The organism is Corynebacterium sp. HMSC061H03 (genome assembly GCF_001838215.1).
Taxonomy (GTDB): Bacteria; Actinomycetota; Actinomycetes; order Mycobacteriales; family Mycobacteriaceae; genus Corynebacterium; species Corynebacterium jeikeium_D.
Window position 1 is genome coordinate 181,734 of record NZ_KV836066.1, and the last position, 18,202, is coordinate 199,935.

Annotated in this window: 16 protein-coding genes; 3 read left to right on the forward strand and 13 right to left on the reverse strand. The window is 58.6% G+C overall.

Features of this window, described 5'->3' with window-relative positions; genetic code table 11:
• Window positions 1-258: 258 nt before the first annotated feature.
• The 3 genes from HMPREF2787_RS05485 to HMPREF2787_RS05495 are packed head-to-tail and all read right to left on the reverse strand — an operon-like array spanning window position 259 to window position 2,053.
• Window positions 259-978 carry a hypothetical protein gene (locus tag HMPREF2787_RS05485; RefSeq protein ID WP_070858604.1) on the reverse strand — a complete coding sequence of 240 codons (720 nt, stop codon included), beginning with the start codon at window positions 976-978 and terminating at the stop codon, window positions 259-261.
• Window positions 975-1,694 carry an AAA family ATPase gene (locus tag HMPREF2787_RS05490; protein WP_070858605.1) on the reverse strand — a complete coding sequence of 240 codons (720 nt, stop codon included), beginning with the start codon at window positions 1,692-1,694 and terminating at the stop codon, window positions 975-977. The genes HMPREF2787_RS05485 and HMPREF2787_RS05490 overlap by 4 nt, the downstream gene beginning before the upstream one ends.
• Complete coding sequence (locus tag HMPREF2787_RS05495; RefSeq protein ID WP_049190738.1) at window positions 1,691-2,053, reverse strand: GntR family transcriptional regulator; 363 nt, start codon at window positions 2,051-2,053, stop codon at window positions 1,691-1,693. Before HMPREF2787_RS05495 ends, HMPREF2787_RS05490 begins: the two co-directional genes overlap by 4 nt.
• 133 nt (window positions 2,054-2,186) lie before the next feature.
• Here HMPREF2787_RS05495 and zwf point away from each other — a divergent pair, with 133 nt between their 5' ends.
• The 3 genes from zwf to pgl are packed head-to-tail and all read left to right on the forward strand — an operon-like array spanning window position 2,187 to window position 5,622.
• Window positions 2,187-3,791, forward strand: a complete 1,605-nt coding sequence (gene zwf / locus HMPREF2787_RS05500; RefSeq protein WP_016422737.1) for a glucose-6-phosphate dehydrogenase — start codon at window positions 2,187-2,189, stop codon at window positions 3,789-3,791.
• Window positions 3,792-3,841: 50 nt separating this feature from the next.
• Window positions 3,842-4,858, forward strand: coding sequence for a glucose-6-phosphate dehydrogenase assembly protein OpcA (locus tag HMPREF2787_RS05505; protein WP_016422736.1), 1,017 nt, complete (start codon window positions 3,842-3,844; stop codon window positions 4,856-4,858).
• The gene (gene pgl / locus HMPREF2787_RS05510; protein WP_048731884.1) at window positions 4,855-5,622 is read left to right on the forward strand and encodes a 6-phosphogluconolactonase; all 768 of its coding nucleotides are present in this window, start codon (window positions 4,855-4,857) and stop codon (window positions 5,620-5,622) included. Before HMPREF2787_RS05505 ends, pgl begins: the two co-directional genes overlap by 4 nt.
• 117 nt (window positions 5,623-5,739) lie before the next feature.
• Here the strand turns inward: pgl and secG are convergent, their stop codons facing one another.
• The 10 genes from secG to HMPREF2787_RS05560 all read right to left on the reverse strand — a co-directional run bounded on the left by secG (window position 5,740) and on the right by HMPREF2787_RS05560 (window position 18,200).
• Window positions 5,740-5,976, reverse strand: coding sequence for a preprotein translocase subunit SecG (gene secG, locus HMPREF2787_RS05515; protein WP_005510775.1), 237 nt, complete (start codon window positions 5,974-5,976; stop codon window positions 5,740-5,742).
• Between the two features lie 89 nt (window positions 5,977-6,065).
• A complete protein-coding gene (ppc, locus tag HMPREF2787_RS05520) occupies window positions 6,066-8,894 on the reverse strand; it encodes a phosphoenolpyruvate carboxylase (RefSeq protein ID WP_070858606.1) in 2,829 nt (942 codons plus the stop codon).
• A 202-nt stretch (window positions 8,895-9,096) separates the two neighbouring features.
• On the reverse strand, window positions 9,097-9,885 hold the full coding sequence (gene tpiA / locus HMPREF2787_RS05525) for a triose-phosphate isomerase (protein ID WP_049190741.1): 789 nt from the start codon (window positions 9,883-9,885) through the stop codon (window positions 9,097-9,099).
• A gap of 69 nt (window positions 9,886-9,954) precedes the next feature.
• The gene (gene pgk, locus HMPREF2787_RS05530) at window positions 9,955-11,166 is read right to left on the reverse strand and encodes a phosphoglycerate kinase (protein WP_049172950.1); all 1,212 of its coding nucleotides are present in this window, start codon (window positions 11,164-11,166) and stop codon (window positions 9,955-9,957) included.
• A gap of 110 nt (window positions 11,167-11,276) precedes the next feature.
• Window positions 11,277-12,281 carry a type I glyceraldehyde-3-phosphate dehydrogenase gene (gap, locus tag HMPREF2787_RS05535; RefSeq protein WP_070858674.1) on the reverse strand — a complete coding sequence of 335 codons (1,005 nt, stop codon included), beginning with the start codon at window positions 12,279-12,281 and terminating at the stop codon, window positions 11,277-11,279.
• Between the two features lie 183 nt (window positions 12,282-12,464).
• Complete coding sequence (gene whiA, locus HMPREF2787_RS05540) at window positions 12,465-13,463, reverse strand: DNA-binding protein WhiA (RefSeq protein ID WP_049190810.1); 999 nt, start codon at window positions 13,461-13,463, stop codon at window positions 12,465-12,467.
• A gap of 190 nt (window positions 13,464-13,653) precedes the next feature.
• Window positions 13,654-14,601 (reverse strand): gluconeogenesis factor YvcK family protein, encoded by a 948-nt coding sequence (yvcK, locus tag HMPREF2787_RS05545; protein ID WP_070858607.1) that lies wholly within the window; start codon window positions 14,599-14,601, stop codon window positions 13,654-13,656.
• A 23-nt stretch (window positions 14,602-14,624) separates the two neighbouring features.
• Window positions 14,625-15,515, reverse strand: coding sequence for an RNase adapter RapZ (rapZ, locus tag HMPREF2787_RS05550; protein WP_070858608.1), 891 nt, complete (start codon window positions 15,513-15,515; stop codon window positions 14,625-14,627).
• 136 nt (window positions 15,516-15,651) lie between these two features.
• Complete coding sequence (uvrC, locus tag HMPREF2787_RS05555; protein ID WP_070858609.1) at window positions 15,652-17,676, reverse strand: excinuclease ABC subunit UvrC; 2,025 nt, start codon at window positions 17,674-17,676, stop codon at window positions 15,652-15,654.
• Window positions 17,677-17,705: 29 nt separating this feature from the next.
• Window positions 17,706-18,200, reverse strand: coding sequence for a PH domain-containing protein (locus tag HMPREF2787_RS05560; RefSeq protein WP_070858610.1), 495 nt, complete (start codon window positions 18,198-18,200; stop codon window positions 17,706-17,708).
• Window positions 18,201-18,202 lie beyond the last annotated feature (2 nt).

Here is an 18,202-nt window from a genome sequence, read left to right on the forward strand (position 1 = left end):
TATCTAGGTGCCTGTTGGTAGTGGCTGCGTTTCTGGCTGGCGCCAGCAGGTCGCCTGGCGATCCGAGTTACTGACTGCGGTTATGTCAAAAACGGCCCGAAAAATAGCCTGAAGGTGTCATAAACTTGCACAGTTTCACATCTGCAGCCCGTAACTTTTGGGGTTGTCAGTTTCGGTTCGCCTGTTGTGTTACTTAACCCGCATGTTCAACGTTGGACATGAAAAAGCTCCCCTGCGCGGGGAGCTTTTCTATTGGTGCTAGGACGTGGCGAAGGTGGGACGCACAGAGGGCAGTGGGCGTTTGTCTTCCTTTAAAGCCCAGGCCATCACGAACGCAGAGATTACGGCGATGATTGAGGCAAAGATCGGCACAGCCGGCCAGGGGGCGCCCGGTACGGAGTTGGTCACGTCCAGCAGATAGCTAAAGAGGAAGAGCGTGACCAGGGCCAGGCCAATGGTGATCGATCCTGCACGAGTGCCCTTCGCGCCGGCGACGGTGCCGACTGCGGTGCTCGCCACGGTAGCCATGAGGAAGCTCAAGAAGACGCACAGCGCGGTGAGCAGAACTGTGGTGTAGTTCTGCCCGGAATCCTCAATCATGTACAGCTCCCCGTTAGTGTCCGGAAACAGGGCCGGTCCGGAGGTGACAATGAAGCTATCGAATCCGCGGTAGTAACCGGACTTGTTCTGTTCGATGACCATCGCCGTGACGATGAAGGCGGTAGCCACCAACGATGTGCCCAAGATTGCGATGATTGCGGAGCGTACCCAGCGGGCAGTGCTCACGCCGTAGTCACGCAGGGTGACCGAACGCCGGGCTGTGATGAGGAAGAGGATGCCCAGCGCGATAATGCCAAGCAAGGTGTTGCCGGTTCCGCTGCCTACGAGCATGCGCCCGAAGGCCGAGTACAGGATGGACACGGCGGCAACACCGAGGAAGGTTTTCTTGTTGGTCGCGATGAAAGGTCCGGTGCTCATTTCTTGCTCCGTTCGATGTAGGAGGAGGTGCTTGCGAGGTCGATGAGGGCCGCGGGGTCGAGGTAGCTCACCTCAACGCCGAGGGCGCGGGCATGCGCAGCGGCAGACGAACTGAGCTCTGTAGCCAGGATTGCCTCGCAGCGCTCGCCGAGGGTTTTCTTAGCGAGCACTGGGCCGGCCACCTGCGCCACGAGATCCGTAGGGCCTCGCAGCACCGGATGGCTAGCGCGCAGCTTATCGACGTCATAGGGCCCGTACGCATCCTGCTTGTGGATGACAATCAAGGTGTCGACTAGGCCGGCTAGATCCTGGGAGTGCTGCGAGGTGACCACAAGGTCGGCCGATTCGGCCGAGTCGATAAGCATGCCGCGCAATGTGGCGCGGTGCTCGACATCGAGGCCGTTGAAGGGCTCGTCGAAAAGCAATGCTTCCTTGCCCGATGCCAGGGTGGCAGCGGCGATGAGCAGCTGGCGCTGGCCCAGGCTGAGCTTTTTGATAGGGGTGTCAGCGGGGAAATCGAGGAGGGACTCCGCGTGGGGCACATCGAGCTGATCCCAGCCGGTGCGCAGGATCTGGAAATATTCGCGCGGGGTGGCACCGAAGACCTGGGTGTCGGGTGCAGCCTTCGCCAGGGCCGCCGTAGGCATCTGCGCGAGGGTACGCAGGTAGTAAGTCTTGCCGGCGCCGTTGGGGCCAATCACGCCGTAGATGCTCATTTCTCCTCCTCCAGCATGGCGATGATGTCGTGGAGCGTGAGGCCGAGAATGCCGGCCTCCGCTTTTAATGGCTCGATGTAGGTGCGCTGGAACGCTTCACGACGCTCAGCGCGAATGCGATTACGGGCGTCTGGAGTGACAAACATGCCGAGTCCTCTTTTCTTCTCCACAAGCCCCACCATCGACAGTTCCGTCATGGCCTTGGCGGCCGTGGTTGGGTTGACCTGATAGAACTCCGAGAGCTCCTTGGTTGAAGGGGCACGATCCTCAGCCGAGAGCTCCCCGGACAAAATCATTGATTTCAGATCCTCGGCGATCTGGACGTAGATGGGCCGAGGGTCCGCCTCCTTCGCCTGCATATACACCTCCGTGGTTTATGGGTATACCACCTAGGTCATAAACCTAAGGCAGAAGAAGGGACCCGTCAAGACCCCATCGGAGGAATCGGAAACGATTCCACCGGACTTTTCTCGATATGACATTATGTAAACCGTGAGTGATTCTCTGCAACGCAACGATTCGAACTCCCCTACTGCCAGCTCTCCGCACAACGGAGACGACAGCACCAACCACGACGGATACATCAACCCGCTGCGCGACCCGCAGGATAAGCGCTTGCCGCGTATTGCCGGCCCGGGCGGCATGGTGATTTTCGGAGTGACGGGCGATCTGGCCCGAAAGAAGCTTCTGCCTGCCATTTACGATCTGGCCAACCGCGGTCTGCTGCCTGCCTCCTTCGCGTTAGTTGGCTACGGTCGTCGCGAATGGTCGAAACAGGACTTTGAGGATTATGTGCGCACCGCAGTGGAACAGGGCGCCCGCACAGACTTCCGTGAGAGTGTCTGGCAGCGCCTGGCTGAGGGCATTCACTTTGTCACCGGTACCTTCACCGATGACGAGGCCTTCGATCGCCTGGCCGCACAACTTGAGGAGCTCGATCGCTCCCGCGGCACCGCTGGCAACTGGGCCTACTACCTGTCCATTCCGCCAGCTAACTTCCCCGATGTCTGTCATCAGCTCGATCGTTCGGGGCTGGCGCAGTCGGGCGAGGATTATTGGCGTCGCGTGATTATTGAGAAGCCATTCGGCCACGACCTAGCCTCCGCTCAGGAACTCAACCGGATTGTGAACTCGGTCTTCCCAGAAGACGCTGTGTTCCGCATCGACCACTACCTGGGCAAGGAAACCGTCCAGAACATTCTGGCCATGCGTTTTGCCAACCAGTTGTTCGATCCGATGTGGAATTCTCACTACATTGACCACGTCCAGATCACCATGGCCGAGGACATTGGTTTGGGCGGTCGCGCCGGCTACTACGACGGTATCGGTGCAGCTCGTGACGTGATTCAGAACCACCTACTCCAGCTCCTGGCGCTGGTGGCAATGGAAGAGCCCATCGCCTTTACCCCGGAAGAGCTGCAGGCGGAAAAGATCAAGGTTCTGCGTGCCGTCGAGCCAGTGCGTCCGTTTTCGAAATACACCGCTCGTGGCCAGTACACGGCGGATTGGCAGGGCAGCAACTTCGTGCCGGGGCTGCGCGATGAGGAAGGCTTCGACCCCGAATCCACGACCGAGACCTACGCCGCCTGTACGCTGCAGATCAACTCCCGTCGTTGGGCCGGTGTCCCCTTCTACCTGCGCACCGGCAAGCGCCTCGGCCGCCGCGTCACTGAAATTGCGCTGGTCTTTAAGTCCGCACCTCACCTGCCCTTCGCAGAGACAATGACTGCCGCACTCGGCCAGAACGCAATGGTCATCCGTGTTCAGCCAGACGAGGGCGTGCTCATGCGCTTCGGCTCGAAGGTCCCGGGCTCGGCCATGGAGGTGCGCGATGTCAACATGGACTTCTCCTACTCCGAGGTGTTTACCGAGCAGTCGCCAGAGGCCTACGAGCGCCTAATTCTGGATGCGCTTCTCGACGAGGCCAGCCTCTTCCCCACCAACGAGGAAGTCGAGCTCTCCTGGAAGATTCTTGACCCCATCATCGAGTACTGGGCCAAGCGCGGTCGTCCCGAGGGCTACCCCGCAGGTTCGTGGGGGCCTTCCTCCGCTGACCACATGCTCGAGCGCGACGGTCGCGCTTGGCGACGGCCATAGGTTGCCGACCTCTCAGTTCTTAAGAATTTTCTGACAGAAAGAACACTTTCATGATTGTCAATTTGCCAGACACTGACACCGCGAGCATTGCTCGTCAGTTGGTGCAGCTTCGAGAGCAGGGCGGCATCGTCACCACGGGCCGTGTCCTCACCCTGATTGTTTTGGCCAAAAGCGAAGACGACCTGGAAAACATTATCTCCACGGTCAACTCCGTTTCCCGCGAGCACCCATCCCGTGTGCTGGTATTGGTCTCCGATGATCCACGCCTGGACAATCGCCTCGACGCGGAACTCCGCGTCGGTGGTGATGCCGGTGCCGCTGAGATCGTCGTTATGCACATGTCCGGAGAGATTGGTCAGCACCACAGCTCTGTGGTGACTCCCCTGCTGCTGCCGGATACGCCGGTCGTGGCGTGGTGGCCGTCTGAGGCGCCGCAGGTCCCAGCGGCGACACCAATCGGCCGAATTGCCCAGCGCCGTATCACCGATTCACTCTGTGACCCGAATAGCAACGCTATCTACACGCGCCGTACGGGCTACACGCCCGGCGATTCCGACCTGAGCTGGTCGCGGCTGACGAACTGGCGCGGTGTGTTGGCATCCGCTTTCGACTTGCCGCCGCATTCGCCGGTGACCTCCGTGTCCATCTACGGCCCACAGGACTCGCCATCGGTCGAGGTCGCCGCCGGATGGTTGGCAGATCGCCTGGGGCTGCCGGTCAACCGTTACTCCACCGGTGAGAAGAAGATTCCGGTGGACGAAAAGGGCCGCGCCAAGCCACCGGTGACCTCCGTCGCCTTTGAGCGTGAAAATGGCCAGACTTTGCGCATCGATATTGAAAGCGCCACCACTGCATCGGTCACCAACGGAGAAAAACCCCCGTTCAAGGTCGCAGTATCGCGTCCAACACGCTCCGAATGTTTGGCAGAGGAGCTGCGTCACCTCGACCACGATACTGCCTACGGACGTGCCCTGCGTGGCCTCAGCCAGATTCACACGGTGGGAATGCAACCTCCGACGTCCACAACAACTAGCTTCGCTAACGAACCAGGAGTCTCTGACAAGTGACCACCGATAACGCGTCGAATACCGTCCCTGCCCCTCAGTTCCACCGCGCCGCTGACCAGGCGGGTATCGTCGAGGCTGCACGTCAGCGCTTCATCGATGCGGTTGTCGCCGTCCAACATGGCAACGCCTCTCCGGTCACCGATGACGGTTTCGTACGCGTCGTTCTCACCGGTGGCGGCGCAGGTACCGCTTTGCTCAGTGCGCTTGCCGACGATTCCGGAGACATCGACTGGAACCGAGTCCTGGTGTTCTTCGGAGATGAACGCTTTGTCGCTGCCGACTCGGCAGATCGCAATGCGTTGGCTGCTCGTAAGCGTCTCTTGTCCCCTGTCGGCGTGCCGGAGGAAAACATCTTCGAGTTTGCCGCTGCCGACAGCGGCGTGACCACCACGGAGGCCGCCGAAAGCTACGAAGCTATCGTTCGGGAGAAGGCTCCAAATGGCTTTGACCTTCACCTTCTTGGTATGGGCGGAGAGGGACACATCAACTCGATTTTCCCACATACCGCAGCGCTGGCTGAGCAGGAACGCTTGGTCGTGGACGTGCATAACTGCCCGAAGCCACCGCCGACCCGCATCACGTTGACGATGCCGGCCATCGCCAGCTCTCAGCGTGTGTGGCTACTTGTAGCGGGCGGCGAAAAGGCTGAGGCAATTGCAGCTATCGCTCAGCAGGACGACCCAGCGCAGTGGCCGGCGGCCGGGGTTCGCGGTGTTCAGGAAACCGTTGTCTTTGTTGACGATGCTGCGGCTGCGCAGCTCTAGGCTTCCGCTTCACCGCTAACAGCCCAGAAACAGCAAATTCCCGTCGATAAGCGAAATGCTATCGACGGGAATTTTTATTGCTTAAAGGCCTGCGGTGGGGCGTGCTGCGTGCGGAACCTACCAGCCGAAAGTATTGAACAGCAGCAACAGGACAATGCAGAGCAACCAGATAATCACGGTCACAATAGTGACGCGGTCAAGGTTCTTCTCCACCACAGTCGAACCGGACAGATTCGACTGCATGCCGCCACCAAAGAGGCTGGACAGTCCGCCACCCTTACCCTTGTGGAGCAGGATGAACAGCGTCATCAGGATGGATGTGATGACCAGGACAATCTGAATGGCGAGGTACACGCGCACTTCCTTTTGAAACGTCGCTTCTTTAAGAACTCCAACTATACTAGCGCAATTGCTCCGCTGGCTAGGTATCCCTAGCCGTATCCCTAGCCGGAGTTGCGCAGTGCAGTTGCCAGACCATTCATGGTCAGCTGAATGCCCCGACGCACCTTGTCGCGATTATCGCCGGCACGGTAGCGACGCAGCATCTCCAGCTGGATGATGTTCAGCGGCATAAGGTACGGGAAGCGCATGTCCACCGAGCGCCTGAGCAGCGGGTTGTCCTCCAGCAGGTGCTTGTACCCGGTTACCTTCAGGAACATCTCCAAAGTCAGGTCGAACTCAGCCTTGATGATGCCGTAGATGCGCTCACCGTCGGCCTTATCTTGGCACAGGCTAGCGTAGGCGCGCGCCAGGTTCAGGTCAGCCTTGGACATGACCTGCGCCATGTTCGACAGCACCGAATTGAAGAACGGCCAAATCTCGTTGAGCTGACGGAGCTCAGCCAGGCGGGAACCGTCTTCGTCCTCGCCGATCCACTCCTGCAGTGCAGAGCCGACACCAAACCAGCCCGGCACCATAGAACGCTGCTGCGACCAGGACAGTACCCACGGAATTGCGCGCAGGTCAGAAATGGTCTGGGTCTGCTTGCGTGAGGTCGGACGCGAACCGATGTTCAGGCTGCCGATCTCATCGACCGGGGTCGACGACGTGAAGAAGTCAATAAAGCCCGGGTCCTCGTGCATGAGCTTCGAGTAGGCCTCGCGAGACATGTCGGAAATCTCCGACATAATCTCGTGGGCGCGAGCTGGGTTCTTCAGGTCATCGACGTCGAGCAGAGTCGACTCAATCGTTGCCGAAACAAGTGCGGCGAGGTTCCTGCGTGCCGCTGCAGGGTGACCGTACTTGGCAGAGATAATCTCGCCCTGCTCGGTGATACGCACCGACCCCTGGACTGCACCCGACGGCTGCGCCAGAATTGCCTCGTAGGACGGTCCGCCACCACGGCCAACGGTACCTCCGCGGCCGTGGAAGAGACGCAGGCGAATGTCGTTGTCCTTCGCGGCTGCCACGATGGCGACCTCCGCGTCGTAAAGCGCCCAGTTTGCAGCGAAGTACCCGCCGTCCTTGTTGGAGTCGGAGTAGCCGAGCATGACTTCCTGCAGATCTCCGCGTGCGGACACGTATGCGCGGTAGACCGGAATGTCCCACGCAGCACGCAGGACGTCGGCACCAGCCTGCAGGTCTTCGATGGTTTCGAACAGCGGGATGACGTCAACAGAACCGGTCGGCTGCGAGCCATTCGGGCGAATCAGACCGACTTCCTTGAGCAGAATCATCGGCTCCAGCAGGTCGGAGACCGATGTACACATCGAAATGATGCAGTGCGGTACCGCGTCGTGACCGTACTTGCGCACCGCACGAGATGCCGCACGCATAATGCCTAGCTCGCGAGCCGTAGCTTCGGAAAGATCTGCGGAAGTCGAAACCAGCGGACGGGAGGACTGCAGTTCCTTGGTCAGCAGTTCGACCTTGTCGGCTTCCTTCAATCCCGCGTAGTTGTCCACCACACCGGCAGCGGAGAACAGCTCGGTGAGGATTTCCTCATGAGAGTCCGAATTCTGGCGGATATCAATCGAGTACAGGTGGAAACCAAATACCTCCACTGAATCCATCAGGTCGCGCAGGCGGTGATCGGCGATGAGGTCATCGTGGCTGGACCGCAGGGAGTCGTCGATAATCGAGAGCTCTTCAAGTAGCTCCTCGGCGCTGTCATACGGAGTGAATTCCGACCAGTCGCCCTCGATGATGGACTCGTCGAAGAAGTTCACCGCTGTTGCCGCCACGCGACCGCGGATACCGTGAACCGCACGACGGTACGGCTCATCTTCGCGGTTAGGAACGTCATTGTGGCCGCGGCTGGCCAGAGCGACCAAATCCACGGTGACCTTGGTCAGGCGGTCGCTGAGACTGAGCTCGCGCTCCAGCAGGTGCAGCTGCGAGAAGTAGTGACGCAGGATCGTACCCGCCGCCCTATCGGAGGCATAGCGCAGCGTCTCCTCTGTCACGTATGGGTTGCCGTCGTGGTCACCGCCAATCCACGAGCCCATGCGAATCGTTGGGTTAGCCGGCAACTTGTCCCCGCCGAGCTGACGCAAGTGCTTGACGACGTCTCGGTTAATCTGTGGCACAGCTTCCAGCAGAGAAAGCTGGTAGTAGCGAAGACCAACTTCGACCTCGTCGCGAATATCCGGGCGGTTCATGCGAATCAGAGCCGTTTGCCACAGCGTCAGGATCCGGCGACGGATATCGGCATCAATCTCAGCGAGTCGGTCCGCGGTGCGCGCATTCATCGGGGCTGCCTGGATCTCGTGGCGGCGCCGCATTGCGGCCGTGATGTGCTTCTGCACATCGAACACTGTGCGACGACGAGTTTCCGTTGGGTGTGCGGTCAGAACCGGGACGACCTCAATGTGGTCCATCATGTCCGCAATCGCGCCGCCGGAAACCTTGGCGTCGCGAAGCTTCTGCCATGTTGCCTCCAGCGTGGAGTCCTGCGGTGGATCGCCAGCATCGAGAGATGCCTCGATGCCCAGCTCCTCGTGCAAATCCTCAGCGAGGTTGGCCAAAAGTGCGAAGTGCGTGAAAGCACGGATGACAGGGCTTGCCTCGGCTGGGTCAATATCGCGGAAGAGGCCGGTGAGCTTCTCGATGTCGCCATCGCCACGATGGAGTTCGAAGGCTGCACGGCGAGCATTTTCGACCAGGTTAAAGACCTCGTCACCCTCTTGCTCGCGGATTACCTGCCCAAGAATTCGACCCAGGTGGCGAATATCCTCCCAGAGCAAGTCCTGCTGCTTCGCGGTAGCGGTCGATGAGGATTGCTCATTGCTTGCAGTGTGTCGGTCAGTGTCACCATGTACTTGTTCGTTCATTGAGCACGTCCTTTGAAAATTGCCGGGCATTCCAAGTGGAAAGCCTCGGGAAATGTATCGCGCTAAAACATTGCCAGTCGGTGTGCCTGGATTGAGTCCGCCTAAAGGCAATAACCCCGAATCGGTTTTATGAGAATCAATAAAACCAATCCGGGGTCGCGCATGGCGCCTATCTTATCAGTTGTTCTGAATTTATATGCACTTAGGCGTTCTGAGCGGCATCTGCAGCAAGTGCGCAGAGCTTCGCGAATGCTTCACCGTCGAGCGAAGCGCCACCGACGAGGCCGCCGTCGACGTCGGGCTTGCCGACGATCTCAGCGACGTTCTCGGCCTTGACGGAACCACCGTAGAGGATGCGCATCTCCTTTGCGATGTTCTCGTCCGCAATTTCTGCGACGGTCTCGCGGATAGCTGCACAGACTTCCTGCGCGTCTGCAGCCGATGCGACCTTACCGGTGCCGATAGCCCAGACAGGCTCGTAAGCGATGACGGTCTTGGCCAGCTCAGCGTTGGTCAGGTTAGCCAGGGAGCCCTTGACCTGAGAGACAACGTACTCGACGTGCTCTTCGGCCTCTCGGACCTCCAGCGGCTCGCCGACACAGACGATTGGGTTCATGCCCTCGCGCAGTGCTGCCTTGGCCTTCTTTGCGACCAGCTCATCGTCCTCTGCGTGCATATCGCGACGCTCGGAGTGACCGACGACGACCCAGGTGCAGCCGAGCTTTGCCAGCATCGATGCGGAAATCTCGCCGGTGTAAGCGCCGGACTCGTGGACTGAGACATCCTGCGCGCCGTAAGTGACGCCGAGCTTATCGCCCTCAACCAGAGTCTGGACCGAACGCAGGTCGGTAAACGGCGGGATGACAGCGACGTCAACCTTGTCGTAGTACTCCTTTGGCAGAGCGAACGCGAGTTTCTGCACCACACCGATAGCTTCGAGATGGTTCAGGTTCATCTTCCAGTTACCAGCAATAAATGGTGTACGTGCCATAGTGGTGGAATTCACTTCCCTATCAATTAGCGGATTTTTAAGCGATGAAAATCCGGTGGTGGAAAAATCTTAGTCTTCCAGGACGGAGACGCCCGGCAGAGTCTTACCCTCGAGGAACTCCAGCGAAGCGCCACCACCAGTGGAGATGTGGCTGAAGCCGTCCTCGTTCAACCCCAGAGTACGTACTGCTGCTGCGGAGTCGCCGCCACCGACGACGGAGAAGCAACCGTTGTTAGTGGTGGCATCGATGATGGCCTGTGCAACCTCGCGGGTGCCAGCTGCGAAAGCCTCCATCTCGAACACGCCCATCGGGCCGTTCCAGAACACAGTCTTGGACTCAGCGAGCACCTTGCCGAATGCCTCGGCGGAAGCCGGTCCGATGTCCAGGCCCATCCAGCCTTCCGGAATCTCGGTGGCGTCTACCACCTTGTTTTCAGCGTCTGCAGCGAACTTGTCAGCCACGACTACGTCGGTTGGCAGAACGATCTTATCGCCGTAGCGGTCCAGCAGATCCTTACAGGTGTCAATCATCTCTTCCTGCAGCAGGGATGCACCAACGGCGTAGCCCTTGGCAGCCAGGAAGGTGAAGCACATGCCGCCGCCGATGACCAGGGAGTCAACCTTCGGCGCGAGAGCCTCAATAACGCCCAGCTTGTCGGAAACCTTGGAACCGCCGAGCACGACGGTGTACGGCTTCTCCGGGGTCTCTGCGACCTTGCGCAGAACTTCTAGCTCAGCCTGAACCAGGTTGCCGGCGTAGTGCGGCAGCTTCTTAGCGACGTCGAAGACGGAAGCCTGGGCGCGGTGAACAACACCGAAACCGTCGGAAACAAATGCTCCGTCCGGAACAAGTGCAGCCAGCTCGGCTGCGAACTCGGCGCGCTCTGCCTCGTCCTTGGAGGTCTCGCGCGGATCGAAGCGGACGTTCTCCAACAGGAGTACATCGCCCTCGGTCAGGCCATTAGCGCGCTCGTGCGCGTCCTCACCGGAGACATCACCGGCGAGCGCGACGTACTGCTCCAGGCGCTCAGACAGCGCCTCAGCGACCGGGGCCAGGGAGAACTCGGACTTAACCTCGCCCTTCGGTCGACCCAGGTGAGCCATAACAACGACCTTGGCACCGGCCTCGACAAGCGCGGACAGGGTGGGCAGCGAAGCATCGATTCGACCCGGATCGGTGATAACGCCGTCCTTCAACGGAACGTTAAAGTCGGAGCGGACGAGGACGTAACGGCCTTCAATACCTTCGTTGATCAGGTCTTTGACAGTCTTAACAGTCATCTCAATGAAATCCTTGTGAAAGTGTGTAAAAAACGGGCCGTGGGTGGCGTGCCCTACCCAGGCACAGCCACCCCGGCCCGTTCGGGGTCTGGGATTAACCAGGTGTGTTATTAGAGGCGCTCACCGACGTAGACAGCCAGGTCGACGAGGCGGTTGGAGTAGCCCCACTCGTTGTCGTACCAGGAGACAACCTTGACCTGATCGCCGATGACCTTGGTCAGCGGTGCGTCGAAAATCGAGGAACGCGGGTCGCCCTCGATGTCCTTGGAAACGATTGGGTCCTCGTTGTAGCCCAGAACACCCTTGAGCTCGCCCTCTGCAGCTTCCTTGATGGCGGCATTGACGGACTCGACGGTGACCTCGCTCTTAGCAGTGAAGGTCAGGTCGGTGACAGAGCCGGTCGGGGTCGGAACACGCAGTGCGTAGCCGTCCAGCAAACCCTTGAGCTGCGGCAGAACCAGAGCAACTGCCTTTGCAGCGCCGGTGGAGGTCGGAACAATATTCAGAGCAGCAGCGCGGGCGCGACGCAGGTCCTTGTGCGGAGCGTCGTGCAGACGCTGGTCACCGGTGTATGCGTGAATGGTGGTCATGAGACCGCGCTCGATGCCGAACTTATCGTCCAGAACCTTAGCCATCGGAGCAAGGCAGTTGGTGGTGCAAGAAGCGTTCGAAATGATGTTGTGCTTCTCCGGGTCGTAGTCAGTGTGGTTGACGCCGACAACGAAGGTTGCGTCTTCGTTCTTAGCCGGAGCGGAGATGATGACCTTCTTGGCGCCAGCCTCGATGTGAGCCTTGGCAGCGTTGGCATCGGTGAAGAAACCGGTGGACTCAATGACGATGTCGACCTCGTGCTCACCCCACGGCAGGTCCTTCGGGTCGCGCTCAGCGTATGCCGCGATGCGCTTGCCGTTGACGGTGAGGGACTCATCGTCGTAGGTGACCTCTGCGTCAAGCTTGCCCATGATGGAGTCGTACTTGAGCAGGTGAGCCAGGGTCTTGTTATCAGTGAGGTCGTTTACAGCAACGACTTCCAGGTCAGCGCCCGAAGCGAGCAGGGAGCGGAAGAAGTTGCGGCCAATGCGACCAAAACCGTTAATACCTACACGAACCGTCACAATAATCTCCTTAATGGATTGGCGAATCGATGCCACTTGTCAGGGCGCTGATTGCGCTCCAACAGGTTCACTACAGAAGTGTACGTTGGGTTTTTCATTCGCGCAGCGATGCTTTCGCTCGAAAATCCCAAATAAACGGAGATTTATCCAAAATTATGCATCTGACTAGGCATGACAGGTGCTTTACTCGTCAACTTCTTTGTCAAAAAGTTCGTCTGTAACGACTGCAGTTGTGGGGGGAATTCCGAGTTCGTTTGCTCTTTTGTCCGCCATGGAGAGCAAACGACGGATTCGCCCTGCGACTGCGTCCTTGGTCATTGGTGGATTAGCGAGCTGCCCGAGTTCTTCCAATGATGCCTGCTTATGCTCAATGCGCAGCTGTCCTGCAGAAACCAAATGATCTGGTACATCGTCACCGAGAATCTCTAAAGCTCGCTCTACTCGCGCTGCTGCAATAACGGCCGCACGAGCCGAGCGCCGCAGGTTGGCATCGTCGAAGTTCGCCAAGCGGGTGGCCGTCGCTCGCACTTCACGACGCATACGCTGTTCTTCCCACTGCAGACGAGTAGTCTGGGCTCCCATTCGCGTGAGGAGCGCACCGATTGCATCGCCCTCCCGGATGATTACGCGATCGCCACCGCGGGACTTATTTTCCTTGCTCTTAGCCGTAATTCCGAGCCTACGAGCACATCCCACCAATGCAAGTGCCGCTTCAGCAGAGGGAGCAGTGACCTCCAAAGCTGAGGAACGCCCCGGCTCAGTCAATGAACCATGTGCCAAAAAAGCACCCCGCCATGCAGCTTCTTGATCAATCTTCTGTCCCATGATCAGCTTGCGTGGTAGGCCACGTACGGGACGTCCTGCAGAGTCAATCAGGCCAGTTTGCCTAACGACGAGTTCCGCGCCATCGGTTACCCGCACGATGTACTTCGAGGTCTTCCGCAAGCCACCGGGAGACAAGACATTGAGGCTGGCTTTGACATCGTAGAGTTCGGCCAGCATGGAGCGCAGGCGGCGTGCGACAGCGCCGGAATCCAACTCAGCCTCCAGCACTATCGAACCTGCCACCAGGTGGAGTCCTCCTGCGAAGCGGAACAGGGTCGCAATCTCCGCTGCTTGAGCGCTTTCCTGCGAAACTGACACGCGGGCTAGTTCGTCTTTGACCTTCGCCGTCAATGCCACGATGCTGTCCATCCTCATTTCATGTGTACGAGCTGGGTTTGGGCCTGGCTAATTTAGGTTTAATTAACCCCATTTGTGCTTTAGCAATAAATCTCAAGGATAGTATCCGGAACCAATCGAGTGGCAATTAGTTGATTGCCTGCTGCATCCCCGCAGGAGAATGCGTAAAACCCTCGACTGGCCGGACGCTTTAGAGGAACTGACGAAGTGCGATAGCTAGCTTCTCCGGGGAATGCCGACCCGTCAGAGCTCCGTGGTCGTCAACTTCTTGCACATCGGCGAAGACAACCTTCGCGTCTAGGCTGTCCGCCGCTCGCTGCAGGTATTCCCGTTCGGTATCCGCGAGCGGCGTGTTGTCGTCGACAAGTACGTAATTGAGCTTCAAGTTAGGTGCATGCTGTGTGAGCATGTGGATGTGCCGTTCAGATGAAAATCCAGCGGTCTCCCCCGGTTCGGCGACGAGATTCAGCACCACCACGGTTGTGGCATCGGTTTCTAGTAGTGCGTCCCGCAAACCCGGCACCTGAAGATGTGGCAGAACAGAAGTGAACCACGAACCTGGTCCAAGCGTCACCAAATCAGCATTGAGAATCGCCTCAATGGCCTCCCCGGATGCCGGCGGTGTCTCAGGGATGAGTCGGATCCGGCGCACCTGACCAGGTGTGGTGGCCACTGCGACCTGGCCACGGACTTGGCGCACGACGCGGGCATCCTGCTCCAGGCCAACGACCTCGGCCTCAATCTCTAGCGGGATTGGCGACATGGGCACGACGCGACCCTGGATTTGCAGCAATCGGCCAATTTCGTCAAGTGCGTCGACTTCATTTCCCATCACACTGGTGAGGCCAGCGATGATGAGATTGCCAATCGCATGGCCTGCGAGTGCGCCGGTTCCGCCAAAGCGGTGCTGTAGCGTCTCTTCCCACAGATTGCCTTTCTCCGTATCCGCGGAAAGGGCGGCGAGCGCCATGCGAAGGTCTCCAGGGGGAATCTGTCCCAGCTCACGACGAAGGCGACCAGAGGACCCTCCATCGTCAGCAACTGTGACCACCGCTGTGACATGGTCCGCAACCTGACGGTCAGCTCTCAGCGTGGCAAAGAGACCATGACCGCCACCCAGACTGGTAATTGATGTCAATTTCTACACCTCCACGAAAACCACTAGTTGCGGTCAATATCACGGTGGACGACGTTGACGTTGATCCCGGAAACTCTCTCGAGCTTCTTAGCCAGCGCCTCCGACATGGCCACACTTCGGTGATGGCCTCCGGTGCATCCCACAGCGATAGTCATAAAACCCTTTCCCTCACGGCGGTACCCGGGCAAAACCAATTCAATCAAGTTTGTGACATTATCCAAGAACCCCTGAGACTCAGGTTGGGACAGCACGTAGTCGGCCACTGCTTTGTTGGTACCGCGGCCCGCACGCAGCTCAGGTACCCAATAGGGGTTGGGGAGAAAACGGACGTCGAAAAGCATGTCGGCATCGCGCGGTGCACCGTGCTTAAACCCAAAGGATTCGATGGTGATCTGCTGAATCTTGCTAGCGGTATCCGACAGCTGATGCTCTAACTCACGGCGCAAATCGTGCACGCTCATGTCAGAAGTATCCACTACTAAATCCGACATGCCCTTTATTGGCAGCAGCATCTGACGTTCAGCGGCAATGCCCTGTGAAAGCGTGCCATTTTCCTGCAGCGGATGGGTGCGGCGGACAGAGTCGTAGCGGGCGATGAGGGTGTCGTCGTTGGCATCAAAGAAGATGACATAGGGCTGGCGCCCCTCATTGCGGAGTCCGTCGAGCACCTCCCCCAAACTGCCGGCGAACGCGCGCGAGCGCACGTCGGTGACGATAGCGAGGCGCTCTACGGGAGAGTCCGCCTCAAACGACAACTCGACCATGCGCATAATCAACTCCGGGGGCAGGTTGTCTGCGACATACCAGCCCATCTCCTCCAAGACGCTGGCGGCCGTATTGCGTCCGGAACCGGACATGCCGGTAATCAACACAAGTGACTTTTCAGCCTGAGGGGAATAACCCGAAGTAATCATGCCATCACTCTAATACAGTTCCGCCCAACCGCTCTCGGTTTTACTAGCGGAAGTAAACCCGCTAGCACTGTTTCAAGTGCGGTTTTAGCCACTTGTTTACCTACTTCTACGCCCATTCTCCGGTACCGAAATCCGATTATGGTTCCGACGATTTTTCGTCTGGGTGGAGGTAATCGTAGACAGTTTTCGCGAGCATTGGCCCGAAACCATCGACCTCTTCGATCTGCTCGACGCTGGCTTTCTTCAGCGCCGCAACAGAGCCAAAGCGCTTGACCAACTCACTGCGGCGTGCTGGCCCCAGCCCCTTGATGCCATCGAGTACCGAAGAGCGCATGCGTTTAGAGCGCTGCTGGCGGTGATAATTAATGGCAAAGCGGTGCGCCTCATCACGAATTCGCTGAATAAGGTACATCGCTTCCGAATTGCGCGGCAGAATAAGTGGCTCATCATCGTCGGGAATCCATAGCTCTTCTAAGCGCTTGGCAATCCCCACCAACGTCACATCGGTGACCTCTAGTTCATCGAGGACCGACTGAGCGGCTGCGACCTGCGGTGCACCACCGTCGACGATGAACAACTGTGGCGGGTAGGCAAACTTGCGGCTACTCCTCGACTGCTCATCGACGGCATCAGTCGTCTCTTCGACGAACATTTCGCTGGCATCATCGGGCATGGCGAGCTTGTCCTCGTTATGGCGCAGAAAACGACGACGCACCACCTCAGCGATGGAGCCGACGTCGTCGGAGCGACCGTCACCCGCTGCATCCTTGATTCGGTAGCGGCGGTAGTCGGACTTCTTGGGCAATCCATCTTCGAAGACCACCAACGAGGCCACCACATCGGTGCCCTGAATATGCGAGATGTCAGTGCATTCGATACGCAGCGGCGCTTCATCCATAAACAGCGCGTCCTGAAGTTCGGAGAGAGCCTGCGATCGAGTAGTTAGATCTCCACTTCGCTTAAGTTTGTGCTGGCGCAGCGCTTCAGCGGCATTTTTCTGCACGGTCTCCATGAGCGTCCGCTTGTCACCGCGCTGTGGGACGCGAATATCCACATTGGTGCCGCGAATATCGGCCAAAAATGCAGCAACCTCGTCAAGATCGTCGGGCGTGGTCTGGACGAGAATTTCGCGTGGCACAACCTGGGCGGCAGTGGTCGATTCATCGCCGTCTACATCGGCGTGCTTGGCGGCATCGCCATAGAACTGTGTCAGGAACTGCGTTAGCAGCCCACTCAAGCTGGGGTCAGTTTCTCCCTCTCGAAACTCAGTAGTCGCGTACTCGCCGGATTTCTCCACTACCCAGCCGCGCTGACCGTAAATACGTCCTGCCCGTACGTGGAAAATTTGCACGGCCGCTTCCAGTTCGTCGGTTGCTAGCGCAATAAAGTCGGCATCGGCGGCGTCGGAAAGCACGACAGACTGCCGCTCCATGACCTTATCGATGGCAGCGAGGTTGTCGCGCAGGCTAGCGGCGCGCTCGAAGTCTAACTCGCCGGCAGCTTCCTCCATTTCCTCTTTCAAGCGGCGGGTGACCGGGCCCGTATTTCCCGACATGAAGCTGGTAAAACCACGGACAATTTCGCGGTGCTCCTCGGCACTGACACGGCCTACACAAGGCGCCGAGCATTTGTCGATATAGCCGAGCAAACAGGGCCGCCCCAGAGCCTGCTGCCGGTTGAAAACTCCCTTTGAACAGGTGCGGGCTGGGAAAACTCGTGTAAGCAAGTCGAGCGTTTCCCGGATAGCCCACGCGTGCGAATAGGGCCCGAAATAACGCACGCCCTTCCGGCGTGGCCCTCGGTAGAGGAACAGCCGCGGGTACAGCTCTCCGACACTGACGGCCAACATCGGATACGACTTATCGTCGCGGTACATCACGTTGAACCGCGGATTAAAGCGCTTGATCCAGGTGTACTCCAACTGCAGCGCTTCGACCTCATTGTGGACGACAGTCCACGTCACCTTCGAAGCGGACTGCACCATCTGACGGGTGCGGGGATGCAGCCGAGTTAAGTCCTGGAAATAGTTAGACAAACGTGCACGGAGATTCTTCGCCTTGCCGACGTAGAGAACACGCCCGGTTGAATCGAGAAAACGGTACACCCCCGGCTCCGTGGGAATGGTGCCGGGGGCGGGACGGTACTGAGAAGGGTCAGTCACTTACGGTGTCCTTAAAACGTGTCCTTGGGTTAGTCCTCCGGCATGAACTTGTCTTCAAGTTCACGGAACCGGCGGATGTCTTCCACGACGCGACTGCCGTCGGCCGACTGGATTGCGAGCATCGGCACAAACTCAAAGTCAGGCAGCTCCAAGCGAGCCCAGCGGGACTTCTTTGGAAAACTCAGGCCGTAGATATCGACCCACGGGTAGAACTTCGCATTGAGTAGATTGCGGACTTCCACGCCCCTGGCATTTACGCGAACGCGAGCTCGAGTCAGCAGCAGGATTACCCCGGCGATGATCAAACCAATCAGTGGGAAAGCCAGCTGGTCAATAGCGGTCACCGAAGCGCCGGTGTTACCAAAGTCCACCACGATACCCATGAAGATATGGATAGCGAAGACCACGACTGCAGCGATAATCGCCCACATACGCAGCTTTTGCGAGGTGATTTCCAACAGCCATTTGTCTTCGCTACCGGTGTCGACGGCAGTCGAATTGCTGTGGCGTTCGGAGTTACCCATTC

Coding starts and splice junctions, on each gene's coding strand:
- HMPREF2787_RS05485 (WP_070858604.1), bottom strand. CDS start 978: ATGAGCACCGGACCTTTCATCGCGACCAACAAGAAAACCTTCCTCGGT.
- HMPREF2787_RS05490 (WP_070858605.1), bottom strand. CDS start 1,694: ATGAGCATCTACGGCGTGATTGGCCCCAACGGCGCCGGCAAGACTTAC.
- HMPREF2787_RS05495 (WP_049190738.1), bottom strand. CDS start 2,053: ATGCAGGCGAAGGAGGCGGACCCTCGGCCCATCTACGTCCAGATCGCC.
- HMPREF2787_RS05505 (WP_016422736.1), top strand. CDS start 3,842: ATGATTGTCAATTTGCCAGACACTGACACCGCGAGCATTGCTCGTCAG.
- ppc (WP_070858606.1), bottom strand. CDS start 8,894: ATGAACGAACAAGTACATGGTGACACTGACCGACACACTGCAAGCAAT.
- tpiA (WP_049190741.1), bottom strand. CDS start 9,885: ATGGCACGTACACCATTTATTGCTGGTAACTGGAAGATGAACCTGAAC.
- pgk (WP_049172950.1), bottom strand. CDS start 11,166: ATGACTGTTAAGACTGTCAAAGACCTGATCAACGAAGGTATTGAAGGC.
- rapZ (WP_070858608.1), bottom strand. CDS start 15,515: ATGATTACTTCGGGTTATTCCCCTCAGGCTGAAAAGTCACTTGTGTTG.
- HMPREF2787_RS05560 (WP_070858610.1), bottom strand. CDS start 18,200: ATGGGTAACTCCGAACGCCACAGCAATTCGACTGCCGTCGACACCGGT.